General features: G+C 71.5%; 21 protein-coding genes. 11 read left to right on the forward strand and 10 right to left on the reverse strand.

Annotation, left to right across the window (positions count from 1 at the left end):
* The first annotated feature begins 140 nt into the window (after positions 1-140).
* A complete protein-coding gene (locus tag ABT324_RS07390) occupies positions 141-560 on the forward strand; it encodes an SCO2097 family morphological protein (RefSeq protein ID WP_351173155.1) in 420 nt (139 codons plus the stop codon).
* 332 nt (positions 561-892) lie between these two features.
* Here ABT324_RS07390 and ABT324_RS07395 read toward each other — a convergent pair whose 3' ends face one another.
* The 3 genes from ABT324_RS07395 to ABT324_RS07405 are packed head-to-tail and all read right to left on the reverse strand — an operon-like array spanning position 893 to position 5,393.
* Entirely contained in the window at positions 893-3,136 is a 2,244-nt protein-coding gene (locus tag ABT324_RS07395; RefSeq protein ID WP_351173158.1) for a transglutaminase TgpA family protein, read from the reverse strand.
* Positions 3,133-4,380 carry a DUF58 domain-containing protein gene (locus ABT324_RS07400; RefSeq protein ID WP_351173161.1) on the reverse strand — a complete coding sequence of 416 codons (1,248 nt, stop codon included), beginning with the start codon at positions 4,378-4,380 and terminating at the stop codon, positions 3,133-3,135. The genes ABT324_RS07395 and ABT324_RS07400 overlap by 4 nt, the downstream gene beginning before the upstream one ends.
* A 2-nt stretch (positions 4,381-4,382) precedes the next feature.
* Entirely contained in the window at positions 4,383-5,393 is a 1,011-nt protein-coding gene (locus ABT324_RS07405; protein WP_351173307.1) for an AAA family ATPase, read from the reverse strand.
* Positions 5,394-5,990: 597 nt separating this feature from the next.
* On the opposite strand from ABT324_RS07405, the gene mraZ reads away from it, so the two are divergent.
* The 5 genes from mraZ to ABT324_RS07430 all read left to right on the forward strand — a co-directional run bounded on the left by mraZ (position 5,991) and on the right by ABT324_RS07430 (position 12,339).
* The gene (gene mraZ / locus ABT324_RS07410) at positions 5,991-6,422 is read left to right on the forward strand and encodes a division/cell wall cluster transcriptional repressor MraZ (protein ID WP_351173164.1); all 432 of its coding nucleotides are present in this window, start codon (positions 5,991-5,993) and stop codon (positions 6,420-6,422) included.
* A gap of 296 nt (positions 6,423-6,718) precedes the next feature.
* Positions 6,719-7,705, forward strand: coding sequence for a 16S rRNA (cytosine(1402)-N(4))-methyltransferase RsmH (gene rsmH, locus ABT324_RS07415; RefSeq protein ID WP_351173167.1), 987 nt, complete (start codon positions 6,719-6,721; stop codon positions 7,703-7,705).
* A 55-nt stretch (positions 7,706-7,760) separates the two neighbouring features.
* On the forward strand, positions 7,761-8,507 hold the full coding sequence (gene ftsL, locus ABT324_RS07420; protein ID WP_351173170.1) for a cell division protein FtsL: 747 nt from the start codon (positions 7,761-7,763) through the stop codon (positions 8,505-8,507).
* Complete coding sequence (locus ABT324_RS07425; protein WP_351173173.1) at positions 8,507-10,363, forward strand: peptidoglycan D,D-transpeptidase FtsI family protein; 1,857 nt, start codon at positions 8,507-8,509, stop codon at positions 10,361-10,363. Before ftsL ends, ABT324_RS07425 begins: the two co-directional genes overlap by 1 nt.
* A gap of 263 nt (positions 10,364-10,626) precedes the next feature.
* A complete protein-coding gene (locus ABT324_RS07430) occupies positions 10,627-12,339 on the forward strand; it encodes an IlvD/Edd family dehydratase (RefSeq protein ID WP_351173176.1) in 1,713 nt (570 codons plus the stop codon).
* A 264-nt stretch (positions 12,340-12,603) separates the two neighbouring features.
* Here ABT324_RS07430 and ABT324_RS07435 read toward each other — a convergent pair whose 3' ends face one another.
* The 7 genes from ABT324_RS07435 to ABT324_RS07465 form a co-directional block, all read right to left on the reverse strand.
* Positions 12,604-13,098: a CHAP domain-containing protein gene (locus ABT324_RS07435; protein WP_351173179.1), complete on the reverse strand. Its 495-nt coding sequence runs from the start codon at positions 13,096-13,098 to the stop codon at positions 12,604-12,606.
* Positions 13,099-13,207: 109 nt separating this feature from the next.
* Positions 13,208-15,067: a pentapeptide repeat-containing protein gene (locus ABT324_RS07440; RefSeq protein ID WP_351173182.1), complete on the reverse strand. Its 1,860-nt coding sequence runs from the start codon at positions 15,065-15,067 to the stop codon at positions 13,208-13,210.
* Positions 15,068-15,520: 453 nt separating this feature from the next.
* Positions 15,521-16,636, reverse strand: a complete 1,116-nt coding sequence (locus ABT324_RS07445) for an immunity protein CdiI family protein (RefSeq protein ID WP_351173185.1) — start codon at positions 16,634-16,636, stop codon at positions 15,521-15,523.
* A complete protein-coding gene (locus tag ABT324_RS07450; protein WP_351173188.1) occupies positions 16,629-16,994 on the reverse strand; it encodes an immunity protein CdiI family protein in 366 nt (121 codons plus the stop codon). Before ABT324_RS07450 ends, ABT324_RS07445 begins: the two co-directional genes overlap by 8 nt.
* A 2-nt stretch (positions 16,995-16,996) precedes the next feature.
* A complete protein-coding gene (locus ABT324_RS07455; RefSeq protein WP_351173190.1) occupies positions 16,997-18,334 on the reverse strand; it encodes a WXG100 family type VII secretion target in 1,338 nt (445 codons plus the stop codon).
* Between the two features lie 4 nt (positions 18,335-18,338).
* On the reverse strand, positions 18,339-18,659 hold the full coding sequence (locus tag ABT324_RS07460; protein ID WP_351173193.1) for a type VII secretion target: 321 nt from the start codon (positions 18,657-18,659) through the stop codon (positions 18,339-18,341).
* Between the two features lie 9 nt (positions 18,660-18,668).
* Positions 18,669-19,313 carry a YbaB/EbfC family nucleoid-associated protein gene (locus ABT324_RS07465; protein ID WP_351173196.1) on the reverse strand — a complete coding sequence of 215 codons (645 nt, stop codon included), beginning with the start codon at positions 19,311-19,313 and terminating at the stop codon, positions 18,669-18,671.
* 125 nt (positions 19,314-19,438) lie between these two features.
* Here ABT324_RS07465 and ABT324_RS07470 point away from each other — a divergent pair, with 125 nt between their 5' ends.
* From ABT324_RS07470 to ftsW, 5 genes are all read left to right on the forward strand, one after another.
* Positions 19,439-21,082: a UDP-N-acetylmuramoyl-L-alanyl-D-glutamate--2,6-diaminopimelate ligase gene (locus ABT324_RS07470; RefSeq protein WP_502949709.1), complete on the forward strand. Its 1,644-nt coding sequence runs from the start codon at positions 19,439-19,441 to the stop codon at positions 21,080-21,082.
* 92 nt (positions 21,083-21,174) lie between these two features.
* Positions 21,175-22,638, forward strand: coding sequence for a UDP-N-acetylmuramoyl-tripeptide--D-alanyl-D-alanine ligase (locus ABT324_RS07475; protein ID WP_351173202.1), 1,464 nt, complete (start codon positions 21,175-21,177; stop codon positions 22,636-22,638).
* Entirely contained in the window at positions 22,635-23,711 is a 1,077-nt protein-coding gene (gene mraY, locus ABT324_RS07480) for a phospho-N-acetylmuramoyl-pentapeptide-transferase (RefSeq protein WP_351173204.1), read from the forward strand. Before ABT324_RS07475 ends, mraY begins: the two co-directional genes overlap by 4 nt.
* 123 nt (positions 23,712-23,834) lie before the next feature.
* Positions 23,835-25,232, forward strand: coding sequence for a UDP-N-acetylmuramoyl-L-alanine--D-glutamate ligase (gene murD / locus ABT324_RS07485; protein ID WP_351173207.1), 1,398 nt, complete (start codon positions 23,835-23,837; stop codon positions 25,230-25,232).
* Positions 25,233-25,238: 6 nt separating this feature from the next.
* A complete protein-coding gene (gene ftsW / locus ABT324_RS07490; protein ID WP_351173210.1) occupies positions 25,239-26,648 on the forward strand; it encodes a putative lipid II flippase FtsW in 1,410 nt (469 codons plus the stop codon).
* The last annotated feature ends 12 nt before the right edge of the window (positions 26,649-26,660 follow it).

Genomic DNA, 26,660 nt, shown 5'->3' on the forward strand with positions numbered 1-26,660 from the left:
TGGCAGGACCGGGTAGTACTCGCGTCGCGGGAACCGTATCCTCAGTGGTGACGCCCCCAAGCGTTCGCCGGTCCCCGACCAGGGTGAGATGATCATCCCGGTCTCCGGTGCCACTGAGACCCTGTGCCGGAGGAGGAGTCATGCCACTCTCCGAGCACGAGCAGCGACAGCTCGAACAAATCGAGCGCGCGCTCTACGCCGAGGACCCCAAGTTCGCCTCCACCGTGCGCGGAGGACGACTGCAACGCCCATCCCGACGTCGGCGGCTGCAGGGCATCGCCGTCTTCGTGCTGGGATTGGCCCTGCTGGTAATCGGTGCGGTGATCCCGGCTCTGCGGCCGGCCGCCATCCCCGTGTTGAGCGTGGTCGGCTTCCTCGTGATGTTCGGCGGAGCAGTGATCGTCCTGTCCGCGTTGCGCGGTGGCGGGGACGACATCGAGTCGGGGCCCGAGGAGGGCAGCAGCGGCGCGCGCCCCAAGCGGGGTTCGAACCGGGGCACCGCCGGACGCAGCTCCTTCGCCCAGCGCATGGAGGAGCGCTTCCGCAAACGCTTCGAGTAGCTGTACCGCAGTACCGCCTCTCCGGGGTTTCAGTACCGCCTCTCCGGGTTTTTCAGTGGTGGTTGCGCTTTCGAGGTGGCTTCGCGGTTCGGGGGTTTCCGGGGTTGGGTTGCGTCACGGTCCCCTGAGGTGCGGTTGAGCAGGGCTTGATACTTGTGGATCCGGTGCACGGCCTTTGGTCGTGCACCGGATTTTCGTTGTCTTGTGGGCGCGTGTGCTTGGGTGTGTGGGCTCTCCCGGTTGAGGTGGGGTCGGCGTTCGGCGGCCGCCAAGAAACCACCTTGGGGTCTGGGTTGGTGGTGGGTTTCGCGTTGCCCGCTCGGGGCCTGGGCTCATGTGGTGGGGGTGAGGTGGAGGACTGAGCGGGGGAAGAGGCGGGAGCGGAGGTCCAGGGGGGACGCGCTGCGGAGGCTCGTCAGGACCGTTCGCAGGGTTTCTGGGAGGGCGGGGTCTGGTTCGGCGCCTGGTGGGGCGTACCACTCCCGTTCCACCGCTGTCACCAGGGCTCGCATGGCCTTGGCGCCGGACTCGTCGAGGCCGTGGTGTTCGAGGAGCTTGGTCGCGACCTGGCGGGCGGTGTCCGCTGCTGCTGGTCGATCACCGCGGTCCCGGAACTCGTCGAGCACCTCCTGCCAGGCCAGACCGGCCGCGCCCGCCGCTCCACCGGCCACCGCGCGCAGGCGCTGGCGCCGTCGGACCTCCCGCACCGCGCCGGGGGCGGCCAGCAGCGCGAGCACGAGGACCAGCACGCCGGTCGCGATCGGCCACGGGTTGCCCGGCTCGGTCTCCCGCGGGTCCACGGGCGCGACACCGGTGTGGTCCTCCGGGCGCTCACCGCCGGGGGTCGGTTCGGCGGTCGGCGGCGTGCTCGGCAGCTCCTGCCCGGGCGGTGCGGGCTGCTGGGCCGGGTTCAGCTCGCTGTCCAGGTACTGCGGCAGCGCGGTGCGGCCGTCGCTCAGCGGCGTCGGGTCGAAGGTCTGCCAGCCCCAGCCCGGGAAGTAGGCCTCCACCCAGGCGTGCGCGTCCTCGGTGGTGATCACCCGCTCGTCGCCGTCCCGGTAGCCCGCGGTGAACCCGATGGCCACCCGCGACGGGATGCCGACCGAGCGCAGCAGGGCGGCCATCGACGAGGCGTACTGCTCGCAGAACCCGCGCTTGCCGCGGAACAGGAACTCGGAGAGGGCGTCGCCGCCACCAGCCGGAGCGGTCCGCAGGTCGTAGCGGAACCCGTTGCGCGGATCGGTGAAGAACCGGTTCAGCGCCACCGCCTTGTCGAACCGGGTGGGGGCGTTCGCCGTCAACCGGCGGGCCAGGTCGGCGACCTGCGGCGGGATGCCGGTGGTGTCCAGGTACTCCGGCGCCACCCGCAGCGGCCCTTGCGCGTTGCGCAGCTGGTCCGGCGACGGCTTGGGCACCACCAGCTGCTGGACGTAGGGGCGGCTCTCCTGGTTGGTCTGGGTGAAGACGATCCCGGAGGCGGGGTCGTAGCGCCAGTTCACCCCCATCCCGGACAGGAAGCGGGGCATGCCGAACACCGGCAACCACGGGTCCCGGTAGCCGACCGGGGAGATCTCGACCCGCTCGGGGCTGCCCTCGTCGATGTCGGTGCCCTCCGGCAGCGGGAGCTGCCCGTTGGCCTCCACCCCCTGGGTCAGGCCCTCCAGCTCCCAGCCGCGCTCCGGGTTGAACTTGCGCAGCGTCAGCGCGCGCAGGTAGGTCGGCTCGCGCAGGCCCCGGACGCGGAACAGCTCCACCTCCCGGTCCCGGTTGAGCTGCCCGCGCAGCGAGGTGAACGGCTGCAGGCCGATCCCGTCGGTGCCGCCGAACTGCTCCGGGACCGAGCCGGGCAACCGGCCCTCGGTGCCGACCCCGGTGAACACCACGCCGGTGAGCATCGCGATCACCCCGGCCGTCCCGGCCACCGCGGCGGTCGTGGGCCCGAACAGCGCGTTCGTCACCTGCGCGCGGTCCTCGCGGCGGCGCCAGCGGCGGTGTTGGCCGCCCGTGGCGAGCAGCACGGCGAAACCCGCCCCGCCCACGACGAAGGTCCACCAGGGCAGCATGGCGTCGGACAGCGAGGCGGGGATGGCGAACACGCACAGCAGCAGCAGTCCGCTCACCGCCGGGCTGCGCAACCCCACCACGATGAGGTCGACGACCATCGCGACCACGCCCAGGCCCAGGCAGACCAGGGCCTGCAGGGCGGGTTCGGCGGGAACCGGCGGGACCCCGGTGCGCACGATGTCGGCGGCGCTGGCCAGCAGTCCGCCAAGCTCGCCGATCGCCGCCGGGCCGGGCAGCACCCCGAGCACGGCCCGCTCGGTGAACTGCGCGGTGAGCATGACCAGGACCCCGGCCAGCTGGGTGATCGCGGTGGCGCCCAGCGGCCAGTGCAACCGGCGCCCCAGCACCCCGAGCGCCGCGACGGCGAGGATGGTGAGCACGGCGGGGAACACCCACCGGCTGTCGGCCAGCACGCCGCCGAACGCCGTCGAGGCGCACAGCACCGCGAACGCCGCCGCTGCCGTCGTCACCAGCGAGGTGTCGACGGCAGCCACCATCCGGCGCTCGGTCACGGCAGCACCTCCGATTCCGGCGCGGTGGTCTCCCGGCACAGCTGCTGCCAGACCGCGTTGATCGAGGTCCGCGGGCCAGCGGCGACGACCGCGGTCCAACCCGCCGCGCGCAGCCGCCGCGCGGCCAGCTGCGGGTCGTAGCCGCTGCCCTCGCCGTTCCAGGAGGGGACGTCGAGCAGCACCGCGAGGCTCCGCGTCTCCTGCGGGCGGAGCTTGGTCAGCTCGTCGACCGCCGGGGCCGTGGTCTCGCCCAGCACCGCGATCAGCTGCTGCCCGGCACCGGGGTCGCGGCTGAACACCAGGTCGCGCTGCGGCGAGGGGCGCACCGCGGCCAGCGCGTCCAGCACCGCGTCGTCGTGCCCGTCGCTGGAGGTCTCGGCCCCGGCCGCCAGCTGCGCGCAGTCCTCCGTGATCAGCTGCACCTGCTGGCCGTGCTGGTGCAGGTGCAGGCAGAAGCTGGCCACCGCGGACACCGCCCACTCCAGGCTGCTGCGCGCGCCGCTGCCCCGGTGCGCGGCCGAGCGCCGGTCGAGCAGCACCGTCACCCCGGCGTGCCAGGGGCGCTCCTCGACGCGGACCATCAGCTCGTCGCGGCGCGCGGTGGACTTCCAGTGCACCCGGCGGATGTCGTCGCCGTGCCGGTACTGGCGCACCACCGCGTCGTCCTCGCCGTGCCCGGCGCGCAGCCGCGTCGCGCCGTCCTCACCGGTGCCCAGGCCGGACCCGGCGGGCAGGCCGTGGAGCGCGACGACGTGCGGCACCGCGACGAACCGGCTGCGACCGGCCAGCTCGCGCTCGAACTCGGCCAGCCCGAAGGGGTCGTCGATGTGGGTGCGCAGCGGTCCGATCTGGTGGATGCCCCGCAGCGAGGGCGACACCGGGTACTTCAGCACGGTGCCGCCGTGCTTGGGCACGGCGTCCAGCCGGAACCGGTGCCGCCCGCCGAGCGCGTGCGGTGTGCCGTCCTCCAGCTGCAGCCCGCCGATCGGCAGCCGACCGCTGGCGCTGACGTGCAGCAGGACGGTGGCCTGCCCGCCGACCGGGATGCGCGGCGGCTCCACTTCGCGGCGGGCGGTGACGCCGAACCGGGTGCGGCTGGTCAGCAGCAGTGCCAGCAGCGGCAGCGCGATCACGAACGCGGCAACCCGCAGCAGGTCGCGTTCGTCGAGGACCAGCGCGCAGATCCCGGCGGCCACGCCCGCAGCCAACAGGCAGCGCCCGCGGATGGTCAGGCCGGACAGCATCCTTACCTGCGTTCGCGTTCGGTGTCGCCGCGTGGCACCGGGGTCCGGCTGAGCAGCTGGCGGACCAGGTCGGTGGTGGAGCGGCGGGCGGCGCGGGCTTCGCCGGTCAGCACCAGGCGGTGGGCCAGCACCGGGACCGCGACCGCCTGCACGTCGTCCGGGATGGCGTACTCGCGCCCGGCCAGCGCGGCCTGCGCGCGGGCGGCCCGCACCAGCTGCAGCGTCGACCGGGGCGAGGCGCCCAGCCGCAGCTCGGACAGCTGGCGGGTGGCGGCCACCAGCTCAACCGCGTACCGGCGGACCTCGGTGGAGACGTGCACCTGGCGCACGGCCCGCAGCAGGCCCTGCACCTCGGCGCCGTCGGCGACCGGCTGCAGGGCGGCCAGCGGGTCGTGCCCGGCGTGCTCGTCGACCATCGCCAGCTCGGCCTTGATGTCGGGGTAGCCGATCGACACGCGGGCGGTGAACCGGTCCCGCTGGGCCTCCGGCAGCGCGTAGGTGCCCTCCATCTCGATCGGGTTCTGGGTGGCGATGACCATGAACGGCGCGCTCAGCGGGTAGGTGTCGCCGTCGACGGTGACCTGCTTCTCCTCCATGCACTCCAGCAGCGCGGACTGCGTCTTGGGGGAGGCGCGGTTGATCTCGTCGCCGACCACGATGTTGGCGAACACCGGCCCGGGGCGGAACTCGAAGCTCTCCGTCTGCCGGTTGTACACCGACACGCCGGTGATGTCGCTGGGCAGCAGGTCGGGGGTGAACTGGATGCGGCTGACCGCGCAGTCGATCGACCGGGCCAGCGCCTTGGCCAGCGAGGTTTTGCCGACCCCGGGCACGTCCTCGACCAGCAGGTGCCCCTCGGCCAGCATGGTGACCAGCGCCACCCGCACCACCTCGGGCTTGCCCACCAGCACCTGCTCGACGTTGGCGGCGATGCGCTGGATGGTCGCGTGCAGCTGGTCGACGCCGGGGACCTCCGGCGCGTCGCCGGCACCGGTCGTCGGAGCACCGGACAACTCGGCTCTGGGCGTCACGCCACCTCCTGCTCGTCGCGGCGCCCGGGTTGGCCCGAGCGGGTTGCCGCCGTCCTCCGCGGGGCGCCTGCGCGGAGGGGAGCGCGCGGGTGCCGCTCAAGACGCCTCCGCGTGGTCCGCGGGTCACCCCGCTCCCGGCGGCTGGGCCGGGGCGGTGTGCACGTGCAGTGTGCCAAACCGGTGGTACCCGGTGGGCCACCCCGCACCGATCCCGGCGCCGCCCCACTCCGCCCCACCGGGCGCGGGCCGCGGTCGGGGGCGGGGCGGGCGCGCACTGAGCATAACCGCGGACCCGAAGGGGTTGATCAAGGTTTGGCCCGCGCCGCCCCCCACCTCGCCCCCACCGGGGACTACCTGCGCAAACGGTGTCGACGCGGGTGGGCGAACCGGGGCGATTCGTGTTGACGGTGGAGTGAAGTGGGGTACTGTGGGGGAAGGTGGGGCAAACGGGGGTCCTACTGCTTTCACCGGCCACCGCTGAGTACGACCGGTGGGAGGTCCTCGTCGGGGTCGCAGCACCGCTGCGGCGGGTCCGGGGCCGCAGGACGAGCGGCTCGGGATCGGGGGAGGTGGACCGGGATGTTCCTCGGCACCCACCACCCGAAGCTCGACGACAAGGGGCGCTTGACGCTGCCGGCGAAGTTCCGGGAAGCACTGGCAGGGGGGTTGATGGTCACCAAGGGCCAGGACCACTGCCTCTACGTCTTCCCGCGCGACGAGTTCGAGCAGATGGCGCGCAAGGTCGCCGAGGCTCCGTTCACCAACGAGGCGGTCCGCGCCTACCAGCGCTACCTGTTCGCCGGGACCGACGAGCAGGAGCCGGACGGGCAGGGGCGGATCAAGATCGCGGCCGAGCTGCGGCGCTACGCCGGGCTGACCAAGGAGTGCGTGGTCATCGGTGCGATCAACCGGCTGGAGATCTGGCAGTCGGAGAGGTGGCAGAGCTACCTCGAGGAGCACGAGGAGGGCTATGCGCAGGCACGGGAGGAGGTGTTGCCGGGCGTCTTCTGAGCGGTGCAGGCGTTGACGGCGGGGACCCGGGTTTCGTGAGGCCTCGGTCCGCTCGGCTTTCGCACGCCTGGTGCATCTTCCCCGGCACCAGGACGCGACGGGCGGGCGGGGACCTGACGGGATCCGGAAGTCCGCAGGGGACACTGGGATGCCAGAACATGTCCAGCCGGATCCCGGCGCCGCCGAGCCCCTGCACGGATCGGCAACACCGACATCGCCACGCGCGGGCCTGCGGGCCCGCGCGTGCCGGTTGGCGGAGCACGACGGGAACGGCACGCGGGAGGGAGGGGACCGCCGTGGCCGAACAGCGGTGTGATCAGGGCGGGTCCGCCCGCGACAGGCACGTGCCGGTGCTGTTGGAACGGACGTTGGAACTGCTCGAGCCCGCGCTGTCCCGCGACGGCGCGGTGGTCGTGGACGCCACGCTCGGGATGGGCGGGCACTCCGAGGCGATGCTGGCCGCGCACCCGGGGCTGACGCTGGTCGGCCTGGACCGCGACCCCGACGCCCTCCGGCTGGCCGGGGAGCGGCTCGCGCCCCACGCCTCGCGGGTCCACTTGGTGCACGCGGTCTACGACCAGTGGTCCGAAGTGCTCGCCGACCTCGGACTGTCCGAGGTGGACGCAGCGCTGTTCGACCTCGGGGTCTCCTCGCTGCAGCTGGACGAGGCGGACCGCGGTTTCGCCTACGCGCAGGACGCCCCGCTGGACATGCGGATGGACCCCGGCGCGCCACGCACCGCTGCGGACGTGCTCAACACCTACTCGGCGAACGAGCTGGCGCGCGTGCTGCGCACCTACGGCGAGGAGAAGTTCGCGGGCAAGATCGCCGCGGCGATCGTCCGCGAGCGCCAGGAGGAACCGTTCACCAACAGCGCGCGGCTGGTGCAGCTGCTCTATGACACGGTGCCCGCGGCCAGTCGGCGCACCGGTGGTCACCCGGCCAAGCGCACCTTCCAGGCGTTGCGCATCGAGGTCAACGCCGAGCTCGACGTGCTGGAGCGCGCGCTGCCCGCGGCGCTGGACTCGCTGGCGGTGGGCGGCCGGGTCGTGGTGATGTCCTACCACTCGCTGGAGGACCGGATGGTCAAGCGCGCCCTCGCCGAGCGGGCCAAGTCGCGCACCCCGGTCGACCTGCCGGTGGAACTGCCCGGCCACGGGCCGGAGTTCCGCCTGCTCACCCGCGGCGCCGAGGTCGCCGACGAGCGGGAGGTGGAGGCGAACCCGCGGGCCGCGTCGGTCCGGCTGCGCGCCGCGGAGCGGATCGGTGGGGGGCAGACGTGAGCGACCACGCGCGGAACGGGACCACCGACGAGGACTTCGAGGAACGGGAGGCGGCATGACAGCACCCGCACGGTCCAAGAAGTCCGCTGCGCGGTCAGGTTCCGCGGAGCGGGCGCAGTCGGCCGCCAAGAAGACCGGCACCAAGTCCACGGCGAAGTCGGACAAGCCGCGAACTCGGTCGGCTGCGGCCGAACGCGCCTACGCGCGCCGCGAGGAGCGGCGGGAGCGGTCCACCCGGGAGCCGTCGGTTCGGCGACCGCGGCAGATCCGCACCGGCTCGGAGGAGCGGCGGCCCACCTCGGCGAAGCCGAAGACCCGGGCGAGGCAGCTGCAGGAGCGGGTGGCCACCGCGCGGCTGCCGCTGGTGGTCGTGGTGATGTCGGTGCTGGCCGTCGGCCTCGCCGCCACGCTGTGGCTGTCCATCGCGGCGGTCAGCGGCAGCTACCAGCTGCAGCAGGGGGAGGCCGAGATCGCGGCCCTGAACGAGCAGCGGGAACGGCTGCTGCGCGAGGTCAGCACGCTGGACTCGCCGCCGGTGATCCAGCGGCGCGCGGTGGAGGAGCTCGGCATGGTCCCGGGTCCGGCACCGGCGCACCTGGTGCCGCAGCCGGACGGCACTGTGCTCGTGGTCGGCGAGCCGGAGAAGGCAACCGCGCCCCCGCCACCCCCGCCACCTCCGCCGCCCGCCGCGCCGCCGTCCGTGGAGCAGCCGCCGGACCAGGCGCCAGCCGACCAGCAGCCGCCCGCAGGGGAGCAACCGCCCGCTGAGCAGCCGACCGAGGCTGCCGCAGGGGGACGTTGATGGCGCGCAGGTCGACCAAGATCATGCGTGGTCGCACGGCGCGCACCAACGTCGCGGGCAGCAACCGGCGGCTGCGTATCGGGCGGCTGCTCATGGTGATCGCACTCGTGCTCAGCAGCGCGAAGTTGATCCAGGTGCAGGGCTTCCAAGCCAGCGCGCTGTCCGAGAAGGCGGTGAAGCAGCGGCTGGACCGCTCGGTCATCCGGGCCGAGCGCGGCGCCATCACCGACCGCGGCGGGAACGTGCTCGCCTTCAGCAGCGAGGCGCGGCAGCTCTACGCCAACCCGCGCCAGCTCACCCAGACCATCGACGAGCAGCACGCCAAGGACCCCAGCAAGCCCACCTCGGCGGAGTACAAGCAGGAGATCGCCCGCTACATCGCCAAGGAGCTGCCGGGGGTGATCAGCGAGCAGGAGGTGCTCGACGCGCTGTTCCGCGACGTCGGGTTCACCTACTTCGGCCCCAAGATCGACCCGAGCAAGGCGCGGCAGATCAACGAGGAGTACCCGCAGATCGGCGCCGAGTACCAGGCCACCCGCGAGTACCCCGGCGGGGACCTGGCCGCCAACATCATCGGTGCGGCGAACTGGCGCAAGGACGAGGTGCCGGGCAAGCTGCGTGGCCAGATCGGGCTGGAGTCCTCGATGGACTCGGTGCTGGCCGGCAAGGACGGCCAGCAGGTCTCCGACACCGCGCTGAACTCGGACCTGGTCATCCCCGGCACCCGGGAGTTGGAACCGGCCGTCCCGGGGTCCGATGTGGAGCTGACCATCGACTCCGACGTGCAGTTCATGCTGCAGCGCGAGCTCGCCGACTACGCCCGCGAGGCGGGCGCCAAGAACGCCAGCGCCGTGGTGCTGGACGCCAGGACCGGTGAGGTCTACGCGCTGGCCAACGACAAGACCTTCGACCCGAACGGCTCGTGGGGGGAGAACACCGGCAACCCGGCGGTGACCACCCCGTACGAGCCTGGCTCGGTGGCCAAGCTGATCACCGCGGCGGGCGCGATCGAGAAGGGCGTCGTCAAGCCCGACACGGTCCTGCAGGTGCCGGGCAGCATCAAGGTCGCGGACCGCACGGTGGGCGACGCCTGGCCGCACGGCACGGTGCCGATGACGTTCACCGGCGTGATGGGCAAGTCCTCCAACGTCGGCACCCTGATGGTCGCGCAGCAGCTCGGCGAGCAGCAGTGGTACGACTTCGCCCGCGCCTTCGGGCTGGGCCAGCGCACCGGCGTCGGGTTGCCGGGTGAGAGCGCGGGCGTCCTGCCGCCGCCCGACCAGTGGTCCGGGTCGTCGTTCGGCAACCTGCCGATCGGCCAGGGCTTCTCGATGACCGTGCTGCAGATGGCCAGCATGTACCAGGCGATCGCCAACGACGGGGTCCGGGTGCCGCCGCGGATCATCTCCGCCGAGATCGGCCCGGACGGCAAGCGGGTGGAGCGCCCCCGACCGGAGGGCATCCGCGTGGTCAGCCCGGAAACCGCGCACACGGTGAAGGACATGCTGCGCTCGGTGGTGCAGGACGCCCCGCAGCCCAACCGCGGTACCGGCCCGGGCGCGGCGCTGCCCGGCTACCAGGTCTCGGGCAAGACGGGCACGGCCCAGCAGTACGACCCGGCCTGCAAGTGCTACAGCAACTCCAAGCACTGGATCACCTTCGCGGGCGTCGTCCCGGCGGACAGCCCCCGCTTCGTGATCGGCCTGATGCTGGACCGCCCGGCCTACGGGACCCAGGAGGGCAGCTCGGCGGCCCCGCTGTTCCACAACATCGCGGCCTTCCTGACCCAGCGCTACCAGCTCGACCTGTCCAAGGAGGAAGCACCGGTCCAGGTTCTCCAGCTCCCGACGCCCTGACCTCCCAGCCGAGGTCGGTCACGGCAGCTCTTCCGGGGCGCGGGCGAGGCTTGTGGTGGCCGGTGTGCTCCCTGGCTCCTGGCGTCCGATACCCCGAACTGTGCCCGTGATATGGGTCACGAGCCCCGGAGGGGTGCGCGGCGGGAGCTGATCGTCCGTTCGGCATCGCAACCGCTGTTCGACATCGCGGATGGACTGTTGCGCCGTGGTGGTCGAACTGGTTTCGTCGCAGCGTCGGGCCAGGCACTCATTGAGGAGGGCGCATGCCGCGGCGCAGCGCGAGTTGGTTCGGAGCGCACGGCAGGGCCGGGATGACCGCCCGGTCCTGGGTCAAGAACCAGGGCTACAGCGACGAGGTGTTCGACGGCAGGCCGGTGATCGGCATCGGCACCACCTGGTCGGAGCTGGCGCCCTGCAACGCCCACCAGCAGCGGATCGCCGAGGCGGTCAAGCGCGGGGTGTGGCAGGCAGGCGGGTTCCCGCTGGAGTTCCCCAACATGGCGCTGGGCGAGACGCTGATGCGCCCGACCACGATGCTCTACCGCAACCTGCTGGCGATGCAGGCCGAGGAGACCATCCGCGCCAACCCGCTGGACGGCGTCGTGCTGCTGTCCGGCTGCGACAAGACCACGCCCGGCCTGCTGATGGCCGCGGCCAGCGTCGACCTGCCCGCCGCGATGCTCACCGGCGGCCCGATGCTCAACGGCAAGTACCGGGGCGCCGACATCGGGTCCGGAACTGCCGTGTGGCAGGCGGAGGCCGACCTGGTGGCCGGGCGCATCACGCAGGACGAGTGCTACTTCATCGAGGGCTGCATGTCCCGCTCCAACGGGCACTGCATGACCATGGGCACCGCCTCCACCATGGCGTGCATCGTGGAGGCGCTGGGCATGCAGCTGCCGCACGCGGCGTCCTGGCCCGCGGTCGACGCCCGCCGCTACGCCGCCGCGCAGCAGACCGGCCAGCGCATCGTCGAGATGGTGGCGGAGGACCTCAAGCCGTCCGACGTGCTCACCCGCGACGCGTTCCGCAACGCCATCCGCGCCAACGCGGCCATCGGCGGGTCGACCAACGCCGTGGTGCACCTGATCGCGATCGCCAAGCGGGTCGGGGTGGAGCTGACCGTCGACGACTTCGACACCGACACCCGCGACGTGCCGACGCTGGTGAACCTGCAGCCCAGCGGGAAGTTCCTGATGGAGGACTTCTGCTACGCGGGCGGGCTCCCGGCGGTCCTGAAGGAGCTCGGCGACCTCGTGGTGCGCTCCGCGATCACGGTCACCGGGCGTTCGGTGGGTGAGAACATCGCCGACGCGGAGGTGCACAACCGCGAGGTGATCACCCCGTTCGACGAGCCGTTCCAGCCCGTGGGCACCGGAACCGCGGTGCTGCGCGGCTCGTTGGCGCCGGACGGGGCGGTGGTCAAGCAGTCGGCGGCCTCGCAGCGGCTGCTGGTGCACCGCGGCCCGGCGGTGGTGTTCGAGGACGTCGACGAGTACTACGCGGTGTGCCAGGACGACGACCTGGACGTCGACGAGAACACCGTGCTGGTGGTCCGCAACGCGGGCCCGAAGGGTTACCCCGGCATGCCGGAGGTGGCCAACGTGCCGGTGCCGAAGAAGGTCCAGGACCGCGGTTTCGACGACATCGTGCGCATCTCCGACGGCCGGATGAGCGGAACCGCCTACGGCACGGTGGTCCTGCACGTCACCCCGGAAGCGGCGGCGGGCGGCCCGCTGGCCTTCGTCCGCACCGGCGACCTGATCAGCATCGACGTCCCCAACCGCCGCCTCGACCTGGAGGTCCCGGAGGAGGAGCTGCAACGCCGCCGAGCCGCGTGGCAGGCCCCGCTCAACCCGCACCCGCGCGGCTACCAACGCCTCTACTACGACCACGTCCTGCAGGCCTCCGAAGGAGCGGACCTGGACTTCCTGGTCGGCGGCTCCGGCAGCTACGTCCCCAGGGACGGCCACTGACCCGGACCGCCCCGGGTTCCTGCTGAGGCCGTTGCCGAGGAATGTTGCCCTGGGCGGTGCGCTGTTGTCGAAGCGCACCTTCGATGGGAATCGCACGTGCGGTTCTCATTGGAATCACGCTCCGGGCAGTGAGGCGGTCGATGAGCACGCCGTCGAATGGGGCCCGCTGCGAACTGCCGCGGTTCGCAGCGGAGGCGCGTCGGCACCTCCACTGGTGGGGGTGGGAGTCCCGGCGTCGGTCGGGACTCCGCCCAGTCGCGGTGGTCAGCCCCGGCCGGGGACCTGGGGGTCGCTCCAGCCGAGGTAGTTGTTGTAGTAGGAGACGTCGTCGCCGTGGCCGATCGCGCCGCCGACGCTGGTGGCGTAGAAGCCACCCTTACCGTCGGCGATGCCGACGTGGCCGTACTGGCTGGTGTTCCAGTAGACGAACGCGCCCTTGGGTGGGGTGGAGCCGTCGGTGTGGGCCTTGCCCGCGCTGATCGCGCCGTTCCAGTGGGCGATGGCGGAGGGCCAGATGCCGGTGGTGCCGTAGGCGTTCTCGGCGGCCATCTCGCAGTAGCCCTCCAGGGAACTGTCGCCGATGCGCGCCTTGTACCACTCGATGGCACCCGCCGGGGTGCCGTCGCCGGGTGCCGCGGCGACCTGAACTGCCTGCGGAGCGGGCTCGGCGACCACGGTCGGGACGGCGAGTGGGGCGAGTGCCAGCGCCGCACCCACACCGCAGGCGCCGGCTAATCGAGCAATCCGTCGAATGTTCACGAGAACCTCCTGGAGAATGTTGGTCGGCAACATCCAGGGGGCACACGCTAGCGATCACCACCGCCCGAACACCAGGAAGTTGCCCTGAACAGCCGATGAACCTCGACATTCAGCCGAATCCGTGGGCGAGCCGGAAGCGCTCCGAGACCGCGTCCTCCAGGCCGGGGAGCCCGCTGCACAGGACCTCACCCGAGTGCTCGAACCGGATGTGCCGTGGGAGGAGCGCGGCGACGCGTTCGGCGAACTCCCGGCCGCGCCGGGACCAGTCCGCTTCGGCTTCGGGGCTGGGGAACTCGGTGTCGGGCGGGCATCCCCAGTCGAGGAGCGCGACCCACTCGGCGTGCCAGCGGTCGATCCCCGCGACGAGGTCGTCCGGGATGTCGCAGTACTCGCGCAGGTCGGCCGCCGAAACCGGGTAGGAGACCGAATCGCACCGCTCCCTGATCCAGAACGGGTCCATGTTCCAGTCGATCATCATTCGGATCTTCACGACCGAGTTCTGCTTCCGCTTGCGGCGGAGCGCGGGGCTGATGAGGTTCTCCGGTGCCGCTGCGGGAGCCTCGGCCGACACGGCGCGGACGCGCGCGCCGCGCCGTCGGAACCAGTCGGCGAGGTCGGGGCCGTCCAGCAGCGCGGTCCGGTCATCGTCGCGGACGATGGCTGGTCCGATGACCGACCCCGTCGCTCCGGAAACCCTCGCGGTGTGGAGGCTGGCGCCGGTCAACCGGGTCATGTCGAACCTGCAGTCGCGCAGGTCCGCGTTCGTCAGATCCGCTCGTACCAAGGACGTGTTCGTCAGCAGCGCTCCGGCGAGGCTGGCGTCGCGGAACTTCGCGTCGTCGGCCGAGGCCGCAGTGAGGTCTGCCCAGGCCAACCGGGCGCGGGTGAAGTCCGCCTGGTCGAAGTTTGCTCCGGTCGCGTCGGTGTCGGTGAGGTCGCACTGGACGAATCGAGCTTCCGTGCACTCCGCCTCGCGAAGCGACGCATCGCGCAGCACTGCGCCGCTGAGGTCGCTGTACAGGAACCACGCGTGGTCCAGCTGCCCACCGGTGAAGTCCGAGCCGCTCAAGTCCGCAACGAGCGCGTAGAAGAGGTCCTCGCCTCCGCCGCCCAGCCACTTCTTGAGCGCCTCAGCCACCGCGGGGTCCTCCGGCCACCGGCGGGGGTGCCAGTCGAAACGCGCGTCCCCGGCGGGGGCTTGCGAGGAGCGGTGGTCGAACACCGCGATCGGCGTGGTCATCCCCTCGGCGGGCGCACTGCGGAGCTCGGCGAGCACCGCGTCCACGATGGACGGGTTGAGGTCCATCAGGGCGTAGTGCAGGCTGCGCTGCTCGTCGCGGGCGTGGGCGAGGGAGCAGGGGAGGACCCGCAGGATTTCGACAGCCGAAGGCCGGTTCGACGCCCACAACCGCCCGAAGTCCCGCAGCACCACGCGCTCGGCGCGCACTTGGCCGAACCCGTGGTATTCGCTGAGCAGCAGGTGGTCGTCGATCAAGCGCAGGAGCCCGTCGGAATTCCGCATGCCGCGAGCGCTCACAACGCGGAGCTTGCCCGTCTCGAATTCCACGGACCAGCGGTTGAGCATCCGAGGAGGGAAGGCGACGTGCACGGCGACGTCCTGCTGCTCGGCTGCGTCGACGGCTGGTGCGATCCGCGTCGGAGGCGCTTCGAGCTGCTCGACGGTGAGCTCGGTGCCGACCCGGAGGCCTTCCCAGCCCCGGAGGTAGTCCTCGAAGGAGGTGCTGTCCATGTCGTCCTCGCCGATCCACGCGTACCCGTCGAGTTCGCCGTCCGCGTCGTCGTGGTCGTCGAGCACCCGGATCGGGTGCCCGTAGTGGTCGGCGAAGAACTTCCAGATGGCGTCGTTCAACAGCGGCCGCGCGGGGTTCCGCGGCGGCCCGGACGCGATGTGGAAGCAGCTGACGCTGCCATCGGGCCGCCGCAACGGCTTCCCGAGCGAGATCAGCACCCGGCAGTCAGAGCACAAGAGGAACCCAGTGGCCCCCATCGATGTTCCCCCCAGAGTCGAAGGACGAGACCCGCCAACCCTGGCGAAAGTTCCCGAGGTCATCAACCGCTTCGGGAGAGGTGGTGCGAAATCAGGTAGTTCCACTCACCGCCGGTTCTTGGGCGGCCCACCAGCACCGATGTGCCAACCCGTTCGTCAGGTCGGTGGTCGCGCCTGATTCAGCCACCATCAGCGGGGTCGCCGCCGATCTCGGTGTGGGTTTCCGCGATCGCCTCGGTGCGTTCCGCACAGTCGATCTTGATCCGAGTGGGAGCCCGGCGTGGTTGGCCAGGAACTTGCGGACGGACTCGTCGTGAAGCATCTGGGCGGAGTTGCGCGGACTGCTCCTCGGGTCGGAGTTGAAGTAGTCGATCGCGCAGTCCTCTGCGCCAGTGCAGGGCTCGGAACCACCGCTCACGGCATGGGTGGGTAGTCGTGGACGGTGACCGGCTCCTCGAGGTTTTCGGCTGGGGCGTTCTGGAGTTCCGCGAGGACCGTGTCGGCCTTGCTCGAGGAGAGGTCGACGAGTCCGATGTGGAGCGGCGCGTTGTTGGCCCTGCGGGTGGTCAGGGCGATCGGCAGCGCGTGCAGCAGCTCGACCAGGACCGCTCGGTTCTTGACGCCCAGTTGCTCGACCTTGGTGAACAGCAGCGCTTTCGCGGGGACCTGGGCAATCGCTTCGGCGAGGGTGCTCGCGGTGGGGGAGATCTGGTGGACGAGAGCGCGGGTGGACGGGACGTTCCGGACGTCGACCTCGATGGCTTGCCCCGGCGCCCGGCCGAGCTGCTGGAACCAGTTGTTCACCTGCGAGTGCGGCAGGTCCACGTGGATCGCGCCGTGCGCGGGGGCGAGTCCGGGGAGCCGGTCCGGGCGGACTTCGTGCACGACCACGGCCGGGCGTGGCACCTCCAGGGTGAGGATGCGGTCGCTGAAGTTCTCCGCGTACTCAACCGTGATCTCGGGTGGGAGCGCGGCTCGGAGCTGCTTCGCGAGGGCGTAACCCGTGCGTCGGAACTGGAGGGCGGCCTGCTCGGACGGGAACTTCGAGTCCGGCGGGTAGTTCTCGTCGAGGATGCGCTGGTAGCCGTGGTCCCAGCGGGCGATGTCGAGCAGGAGGTCAGGTGGGAGGGGCAAGAACTGCCGAACTTCCTCGGGGAGGTAGTTCGCGGCAGTTGCCGCACCTTCGCCGAAGGAGATCCAGAGCGGGCCAGCGCCCCATTCGGCGGCGAGGCGCACCCGGGCCGGGCGGCTGTTGGCGGGCGGCCACTGCGAGCCGTCGAGACGAGCCAGTGGCTCGGGGTGGGCGGAGACGATGTAACCGCTGGTGGCGACGCTGAGCGCGACCGGGATCCGCTGACCCCCGAACTTGACCAGCCGGGTCGGTCGGTTGTGCCCGACGACTGCCGCCACGTCACCACCGCCGGTCGCCGTGCGCATGATCAGCTTGCTGATCTGCTCGCTGCCGACCCCGAACCGCTGGAAGTCGGCTCCGTGGCGTGCCTTGATGAAGTCCGCGCCTGATTCAGTCATCGTCCTGTTCTTCGCTGGCCGTGCCGGGCTGGATGGTTTCCCGGAAGTAGTCCACCTGGGCTGTGTGACCCAGTTCCCCTGCTAATTGGTGTGCTAGCTGCCTTCCGCGGGCGATCCATCGCTTCCTCGCCTCGGGGCTGGGAAATTCGGCCGATGCCGGGTCGGCGGGGTCCCAGATGTCCTGGAACTCATCATCCCATTCGTCGATCTCCTTGGCTAGAATTGCGGATATCCCAAACTCTTCGGAAAGTGATTCGGGTGAGAGGTAGTCCGGGTATTCGCTGGTGGTCTTGTGAATTGAAATTGGGAACCCTTGCCATTCTGGAGCTAGTCGGAGGTAAGTGATCTCAGGTTCCATGCCTACCATCCTCTGCTGTGCGGATTCGTGTGAAATCCAGGATCTGGGCGTGCACGTTTGAGCATGTCGTCGAAAACGGGCTGCGCGGAAACGATGAATCCGTTAGACCCCACAGTCACTGCTACAGGTATGGTCTTTCCATTATAGTCTACCTCGAAGATCGGTCTCGGAGTTTTTCCCTTGCCGAGCCGGTAGCCGGTGTAAACTCCTTCTGTCGCGGCTCGGTGTGAAAGCGAGGCGATGTCTTCGGGGGGAACTTCGAATTTTGCGAAGTCTTTGTCGTGTCGTTCGTGGATGTGTTCCAGCCCCCTTCCTCCTTCTCCGCCTTTGCCCTCCTCCAGCCAGACTATTCTCCCGTTGGGGTCCTTGCCGATTTCGACGACCTTGTCCGGGCTGATCTTGTGGCCTTGCGCCAAGGCTTCCTCGATCAGTCGCTGGCGGTCCTCCGGGGTGTCCGCTGGGCCGATGTCGTCATCGTCCGGCGGGTCGTCTGGTGGGTCGTTCGGGTTGTTGGGGTCTCGTGGTGGTGGGTTTCCCGGGTTGCTCGGGTTGTTCGGGGGTTTTCCGGGTGGGGTGGGGTGGGGGCTGTCCTGGGTGATCTTGTTGAGGATCCTGCGGATCCGGGTGAGCAGGTCCGCGAGCCTGTCGATGAGGGGGAGGAGGTTCTTCAGGCTGGTCAGGAGCTTCTGGACCACCTGCATGATCCGGGCGCCCCAGCGGGCCACTCGGGCCGTGGCCTGGACTGCCACCGCTGCGATGCCGATCCCGGTGCTGGCTTCGATGGCCCAGGCGACGAGCCTGCCGATGCAGTCGGCGATCAGGTCGCGGACCACCTCGCGGATCGTCCCGACGAGCATGCCGGACATCTCGGTCCCCGCGGCGAGTGCCTTCGCCGCTTCGGACTGGGCGCGGATGAGTTCCGTCGTCGTCGCCAGGCGGGCGCGGTAGGCGTCCGCAGCTGCGCCGGTCCAGCCCGCCGTGTCGCGGTTGACGTCGCCCTGCATCGCGTCTGCGGTGGCCTGCAGCGAATCGCCGACGTTGCGCCACGTCTGGGCGTGGGCCGCCACCGCGTCCGCGTTGCCCGCCAGCCAGTCGAGGATGTCGGTGAGCGGTTGGACGTACTCGATCAGCCAGGCGACGGCCCAGGAGATGCCGGTGCCGATCGGGTCCAGCACCGCGGACAGGGCCTCCAGTCCCGCGCCGAGCAGGGCGTACCCGGCTTCGACCCAGTTGCCCGACGCGATGGCCTCGCCCACGTCGGCGACAGCTTCGACGATGCCGATGCCGGTGTACCACTCGGAGGAGTCCTGCGGTTCGGCGATCAGCGGGTTGTGGCTCACCCGCTCACCCGCCGAGCTCGTCGGCGATGCGGTCCAGGGCCACCGCGATCTCGGCGTCGGTCGCCTCGTGGTCCGCGACGGCATCGCGGAGCGCGGTCGACAGCGCCGCCACCGCGTCGTGCGCTGCTGAGGTGGTCTGCAGGACCACGTCGCCAGCGCCGTTCAGCACCGGCGGCAGGAACTGGCAGATCACCCCGTAGGCGTCCGTGCCCAGTTGCACGCTGCGCCCGGCGTCGGCAGCTTGGCCGAGCGCTGCCGCGTGGCCGTCGAGCCGACCCGCGTGCGCGCGCAGCTGGTCGGGCGAAAGCTGGAACCCCTCCGCCATCGGTCCCCCTCACTGCAGGAACGTTTCGTCGCTGAAGTCGCCGTCGTCGTGCGGGCCGTGCGGCTGCTCCGGGCCGTCCTGCGTTGGCGGGGCGGACGTTCCGGGCGGTGTGGTCGGCTCGGGGCGCGACGGAGGCGGCGCGGTTGGCCCGGGTGGCGAAGCGGCGTCGGGCGACGCGGTGGCGCCAGGCGGCGGAGTGGGCCCGGGCGGCGGAGCGGCACCAGGCGCAGCGGTGGTGGGCAGCGGGGCGGCGCCCTGTGGCGAACCGGGCCCCGGCGGCGGTGGTTCGGCCGGGAACCGCTGCCGGTAGTTGCTGGTCACCGCGTTCGCCGTCGTCGGGTCCTGGTCGCCGAGCGTGGTCCGGGTGGCTTCGGTCACCTGGTCCGGGATGCGCGACTGGGCTCGTCGCAGCACGGCCATGAACTCCGCGCTCAGCTCCGCTCCGGTGGCTCGGCGATCGTTGAACCGCACGTCGACCGGGAGGCCCTCGGCGTCCACGGTCACGGTCACCGACCGGCTGCGCTCCGTGATGCGGATGCGGCTGATCTCCTGCTGCATCGCCGCCACGCGGTTTGCCTTCTCCTGCAACCCCTCCGCCCACGCCCGGACCGCGCGGTCCGCCTGGGCCGGGTCCGTGCCGAAGTCCTGCGTCATTCCTCCCCCTGGAATTCCGAGCCAGGGGAGTTCTACTGCACCCGCCGAGCACGCAGGTGCGGATGAACGGCGATTGCGCCGGTCGGTCCAGGCATGTTGGGCCGGGTGCCGGGGTGACCATCGGGATGCGGGCTCGGGGGGTACCGGTAGCCTGTCGCGACGTGCCTTCCGCGGTTGCCACAGCTCCGCCGCGCCCGTCCCACGTGGAGCCGGTGGAGATCGAGAAACTCGCCGAACTCATCGGTGCGCGAGTGCTTCGCGTCCCTGGTCGCAGCGCCAATGCCGCGCCCGTGACCGGGGCGACGCTGCGCGCTCAGCACGTTCGCCCCGGGGACCTGTTCGCCGCGTTGCCTGGCACCCGCGTGCACGGTGCGGACTTCGCCCAGCACGCGCTCGACGCCGGGGCTGTGGCCGTGCTCACCGACCAGGGCGGGGTGGACCGGGCCGAGCTCGGCGAGCACCCGGCGGTGCGCGACGGCAGCGTGTCCGTGCTGGTGCACGAGGACCCGCGCGGCGTGCTCGGGGCTGCTTCGGCGCTGATCTACGGCGACCCGTCGCGGAAGCTGAAGATCCTCGGCGTGACCGGCACCTCCGGCAAGACCACCACCTCCTACCTGCTGGAATCCGCGCTGCAGGCGGCCGGGTTCTGCACCGGGCTGGTCGGCACCGTGGAGACCCGCATCGCCGGGGAGCGGCTGGACAGCGCGTTCACCACCCCCGAGGCCCCCGACCTGCAGGCGCTGCTCGCGGTCATGGTCGAGCACGGGGTCACGTTCGTGCCGATGGAGGTCTCCAGCCACGCGCTGGCCATGGGCCGGGTGTCCGGCACCCGGTTCGCCGTCGGGGCGTTCACCAACCTCTCCCAGGACCACCTGGACTTCCACCGGGACATGGAGGACTACTTCCAGGCCAAGGCGCTGCTGTTCGACGGCCGGGCCGAGCACGAGGTGGTCTGCGTCGACTCCGACTGGGGCCGCCGGCTCGTCAAGGACGGCACCGCCACCGTGTCCACCACGGGCGACGCGACCTGGTCGGCCACCGACGTGCAGGCCTTCGCCACCGGCGAGCAGACCTTCACCGCGCACGGGCCCGACGACCTCAAGCTGCACGTCCGGCTGCGGCTGCCCGGACCGTTCAACGTCGCCAACGCGCTGCTGGCCATCGGCGCGCTGCACGCAGCCGGGGTGCCCACCTGGGCGATCGAGCGCGGGCTGGCCGAGGTCGACGTGCCCGGCCGGATGGAGCGGGTCGCGATGGGGCAGGACTTCACCGCCGTCGTGGACTACTCGCACAAGCCCGGCGCGGTCGCCGCGGTGCTCGACGCGGCCCGCGCCCAGGTCGACGGGAAGGTCATCGTCGTGCTGGGCTGCGGCGGCGACCGGGACGTGGCGAAGCGGCCGCTGATGGGCGAGGCCGCCGCCCGCCGTTCCGAGCTGCTGATCGTCACCGACGACAACCCGCGCAGTGAGGACCCCGCCGAGATCCGGGCCGCCATGCTGGCCGGTGCCGAGGAGGTCCCGGCCGCCGAGCGCGGCGAGGTCGTCGAGATCGGCGACCGGCGCGCTGCCATCGCGGCCGCGGTGGACCGCGCCGGGACCGGCGACATCGTGGTCGTCGCAGGCAAGGGCCACGAGACGGGGCAGGAGGTCGCCGGGGTGGTGCACCCGTTCTCCGACCGGGAGGAACTGGCCGCCGCGCTGCGCCATAGGCTTAGGGACCCAGAAGGGACCGATGTTCGTCGGGGGCAGGTCAACGAGGAGGCGACGTGAGCTACCCGCTCAACGCCGCCGATCGGGTGCGCGCGTCGCGCTCGTGGATGCCGATCGGATGCGGGTGACCCGCAAGACGGAGTGGAGGCAAGTTGATCCGGCTCAGCCTCGCTGACATCGCGCGTGCGGTGGGCGGCGGGCTTCATCGTGCGGAAGGCTCGGAGATCGTCAGCGCGGGCGTCGAGTTCGACTCCCGCGAGATCGAGTCCGGTGGGCTGTTCGTGGCCGTGCCGGGCGAACGGGTCGACGGGCACGACTTCGCCGCGCGGGCGGTGGCCGACGGAGCGGTGGGCGTGCTCGCCGCGCGCGAGGTCGACGCCCCGGCGGTCGTGGTGCCCCCGATCCCCGCTGCGGAGCGCTCGGGCGCCCTGGCCCTCGCCGGGGACGCCGACGGTTCCGGCGAAGCCGTGCTGGTCGGGCTGGCGAAGCTGGCCCGGTACGTGGTGGACCGGCTGCCGCAGCTCACCGTGGTCGGTGTGACCGGCTCGTCCGGCAAGACGTCCACCAAGGACCTGATCGCGCAGCTGCTCGAGCCGATGGGGCCGACGGTCGCGCCGCCCGGCTCGTTCAACAACGAGCTCGGGCACCCGTGGACGGTGCTGCGCGCCGACGAGCGCACCAAGCACCTGGTGCTGGAGCTCTCCGCGCGCGGCGTCGGGCACATCGAGAACCTGTGCCAGGTCGCCCCGCCGCGCATCGGCGTGGTGCTCAACGTCGGGCACGCGCACCTCGGCGAGTTCGGCTCGCAGGAGGCGGTGGCGCAAGCCAAGGGCGAGCTGCCCGAGTCGCTGCCCGAGGACGGCGTGGCGGTGCTCAACGGCGACGACCCGCTGGTCGCGGCGATGGCCGAGCGGACGCGGGCGCGCGTGGTGCTGGTCGGGGAACGCCCCGACGCGCACGTGCGGGCCGAGGACATCGACGTCGACGAGCAGGCGCGACCCACGTTCACGCTGGTCACCGCCGAGGGCTCGGCGTGGGTGGTGCTGCCGCTGTTCGGCGAGCACCACGTCGGCAACGCGCTGGCCGCCGCAGCGGTCGCGCTGGAGCTCGGCGCGACCCTCCAGGAGGTCGCCGAGCGGTTGAGCTCGGTGCGGCGGGTCTCGGCGCGGCGCATGGAGGTCAGCGAGACCCCGGACGGTGTCACGGTCGTCAACGACGCCTACAACGCCAACCCGGAGTCGGTGCGCGCCGCGTTGAAGACGCTGGCCGCGATGACCCGCGGTCGCCCCGGCCGGGCCTGGGCGGTGCTCGGGCCGATGGCCGAGCTCGGCGAGGCCGATGCGGAGGCGCACGACGAGATCGGGCGGTTGGCCGTCCGGCTGAACATCGACCGGCTGGTGGTGGTCGGCGAACAGGCCCAGGTGGTGCACCAGGCGGCATCGCTGGAGGGGTCGTGGGGAGAGGAGTCGGTTCTGGTGCCGGACGTCGATGCGGCTGTCGCGCTGCTGCGCGCCGAGCTGCGTCCCGGTGACGTTGTCCTGACCAAGGCGTCGAACTCCGCCGGGCTGTGGCGGGTCGCCGACGCGTTGCTGACGGCGGGAGGGCAGACGGCGTGAAGCCGATCCTGGTGGCGGCCGCGGTCGCCCTCGTTGTCTCGATCCTGTTCACCCCGTACCTGATCCGCGTGTTCTCCAAGCAGGGCTTCGGCCAGGAGATTCGCGAGGAGGTGCAGAGCCAGCACGCCGCCAAGCGCGGCACCCCGACCATGGGCGGGGTGGCGATCCTGGTCGCCATGTGGTGCGGCTACCTGGCCACCCACCTGATCCTGGGCGACCAGCCGACCGTCACCGGGTTGCTGGTGCTGGGCCTGACCACCGCGCTGGGCATCGTCGGCTTCCTGGACGACTTCATCAAGATCCGCAAGCAGCGCAACCTCGGGCTGAACAAGACCGCGAAGCTGGTCGGCCAGCTGGTGGCCTCGGTGCTGTTCGCGGTTCTGGCCATCCGGTTCCCGAACGAGCACGGCGTGATGCCCGCGTCGACGGAGCTGTCGTTCCTGCGCGACATCTCGGTGATCTCCTTCGGCGCGATCGGGTTCGTGATCTTCGCCTACGTCGCGATCAGCGGCTGGTCCAACGCGGTCAACTTCACCGACGGCATGGACGGCCTGGCCGGTGGCACCGCGGCGATGGTGCTGGCCACCTACGTGCTGGTGGCGTTCTGGCAGCTGCGCAACGACTGCTTCGCCGTCTCCGGCCCGGCCCCGGGCTGCTACACGGTGCGCGACCCGCTGGACATCGCGGTGGTCGCGGCGGCGGCGATGGCGGCCTGCGTCGGGTTCCTGTGGTGGAACGCCGCACCGGCGAAGATCTTCATGGGCGACACCGGCTCGCTGGCGCTCGGCGGTCTGCTCGCCGGGCTGTCGATGGTCACCCGCACCGAGCTGCTGATGATCATCATCGGTGGGGTGTTCGTGGTCGAGGCGCTGTCGGTGGTGCTGCAGATCGTGGTGTTCCGGACCACCCGGCGCCGGTTGTTCCGGATGGCGCCGTTCCACCACCACTTCGAGCTGGCCGGGTGGGCCGAGACCACGGTGATCATCCGCTTCTGGGTGCTGGCCGGGATCAGCTGCATGTTCGGCGTGGGCCTGTTCTACGCGGACTGGCTCTCCGCGGCCCTGACGCGGTGACGTCGTGAGTGGCGATGGTGGTTGGGGCGACCGTTGCCGCTCACGAGCTGGTTGCGTGGGGTCGTGAGTGGCGATGGTGGTCAGGGCGACCGTTGCCGCTCACGAGACGATGAGGAGGACGGCGTGGCAAGCCGGTTCCAGGGATTGCAGGTGCTGGTGGCCGGGGCCGGGGTGTCCGGCCGCTCGGCGGCCGAGGCGCTGCTCGCGGCGGGCGCGGCGGTGACCGTGACCGACGGCTCGGCGGACCGGCTCGCCGCCCTGGCCTCGCTGCAGTCGCAGGGCGCGGAGCTGGTGGCAGGCCTGGTCGAGCCGCCGGCCGGCACCGACCTGGTGGTCACCAGCCCCGGCTGGCGGCCGGACGCGCCGCTGCTGGCGGCGTCGGCCGCGGCGGGCGTCGAGGTGGTCGGTGAGGTCGAGCTGGCGTGGCGGCTGGACCGGGAGGCGGAGTCCCCGGCCACCTGGCTCGCGGTCACCGGCACCAACGGCAAGACCACCACGGTCAGCATGCTGGAGTCGGTGCTGCGCGCCGCCGGGGTCGACGTGGTGGCCTGCGGCAACGTCGGGCTGCCCGTGGTGGACGCGGTCCGCGCCGGGCACGGTGTGCTGGCGGTGGAGCTGTCCAGCTTCCAGCTGCACTGGTCGGAGTCGCTCGCGCCGCGCGCCGCCGTCGTGCTGAACCTCGCCGCCGACCACCTGGACTGGCACGGCGACCTGGACTCCTACGGCGCGGCCAAGGCCAAGGTCTACGCGGGCAACGAGGTGTCGGTCGCCAACGCCGACGACGAGTGGTCGACCCGCCTGGTCGGCGCGGCCACCGGGCGGACGGTCCCGTTCACGCTCGGCGCGCCGGAGGCCGGTCAGCTCGGCGTCGAGGACGGGCAGCTGGTCGACCGGGCCTTCGGCGACCGGGTGGTGCTCGCCTCGCTGGCCGACGTCCACCCCGCGGGCCCGCACAACGTCGCCAACGCGCTGGCCGCGGCGGCGCTGGCGCGCGCCCACGGCGTGCCGCCGGATGCGGTGGCCGAGGGGCTGCGGGCGTTTCAGCCCGGAGCGCACCGGTCGGTCATGGTGGCCGAATCCGCCGGTGTGTCCTATGTGGATGATTCGAAGGCGACCAACCCGCACGCGGCCGACGCGGCGCTGCGCGCCCACCCGGAGGTGGTGTGGATCGCCGGGGGCCTGCTCAAGGGCGCGGAGGTGGACGAGCTCGTCGCGGCCAACGCCGAGCGGCTCGCCGCCGCGGTGCTGATCGGCCAGGACCGGGCGCAGTTCGCCGCCGCACTGGCCCGACACGCCCCGGATGTGCCGGTCCGCGAGGTCTCGGCGGGGGACGATGCGGGCATGCTGCAAGCTGTCCGGTTGGCCCACGAGTTCGCAAGTCCCGGTTCGGTGGTGCTGCTCGCCCCGGCCGCCGCCTCGATGGACATGTTCACCGATTACGCCCACCGGGGCCGCGCTTTCGCCGACGCGGTCCGCGAGGTCCTGACCGGCACGCCGACGGCGCCCGCCCACGGCGGGTGATCCGCAGTGCCCACCGCCACCAAGACCGCGCGCGGCACCCCGAAGCGGGCCGGGCTGACCGTGCTGTCCCCGCTGACCGCGTGGCTGACCCGGCCGCTGGCCTCGTTCCACCTGCTGCTGGCCGTCTTCGGCCTGCTGACGGTCTTCGGCCTGGTGATGGTGCTCTCGGCCTCCAGCGTCGACTCGTTCAACAAGGACGGTTCGTCCTACACCGTCTTCACCAAGCAGGTGATGTACTGCATCGCCGGGCTGGTGCTGTTCTACGCGGCGCTGCGGGTGCCGGTGAAGCTGATGCGCCGGTACAGCCTGGTCCTGCTCACCATCTGCCTCGGGCTGCTGGCGCTGGTGCTCACCCCGCTGGGCACCAAGCTCAACGGCGCCCAGAGCTGGTTCGTGGTCGCCGGGGTGTCGTTCCAGCCGGTCGAGTTCGCCAAGGTCTCCTTCGCGCTGTGGGGCGCGCACGTGTTGGTCACCAAGCGCGGCCTGATGAACCAGTACCGCCACCTGCTGGTGCCGGTGGTGCCCGCCGCGCTGCTGATGTTCACACTGGTGATGCTGCAGCCCGACCTCGGTTCGACGATCACGCTGTTCCTGGTGCTGCTGGCGCTGCTGTGGTTCGCCGGGGCGCCGCTGCGGTTGTTCCTGATGGCGCTGCTGGGCGCGCTGACCGCCGGGCTGACGCTGGCCATGGTCGCCGACTACCGGGTGGCGCGGATCACCGCGTTCCTGGACCCGATGTCGGACCCGACCGGCAACGGCTTCCAGGCCCGGCAGGCGCTGTTCGCGCTCGCCGACGGCGGGCTGTTCGGCCGCGGCCTGGGGCAGGGCTGGTCGAAGTGGCAGTACCTGCCCAACGTGCACAACGACTTCATCTTCGCGGTGATCGGTGAGGAGCTGGGCTTCGTCGGCTGCGCGATCGTGCTGGCGCTCTACGGCACCACCGCCTACGTCGGCATGCGCATCGCGTTCCGCAACACCGACCCCTACATCCGGCTGGTCTCGGCGACGCTGACCACGTTCCTGGTCGGCCAGGCGGTCATCAACATCGGCTACGTGGTGGGCCTGCTGCCCACCACCGGGCTGCCGCTGCCGCTGATCTCCTCCGGTGGGTCCTCGGTGGTGACCAGCATGCTGGTGTTCGGGCTGCTGGCGAACTTCGCCCGGCACGAACCCGAGGCGATCGCCGCGCTACGGTCTTTGGGACCGGGCCGGGTCGGCAAGCTGCTGCGGCTGCCCACCCCGGCGCCGTACCGGCCGCCCGCCAAGCGGCGTCCGGCACGACCCACCCCACGAAGCCGACCGGGAGCGAAGGGTTCCGGCGCGGCGGCAACACGCCGGGGAGGCGGGGACACCCGCGCGCGCGGCGCGCGCAGCGGCCCCGGATCCCGGGCGCAGACACGAGGAGGACACCGTTGAGCGGCGAGCAGA

This window comes from Saccharopolyspora sp. NPDC000359 (genome assembly GCF_040300525.1).
Taxonomy (GTDB): Bacteria; Actinomycetota; Actinomycetes; order Mycobacteriales; family Pseudonocardiaceae; genus Saccharopolyspora.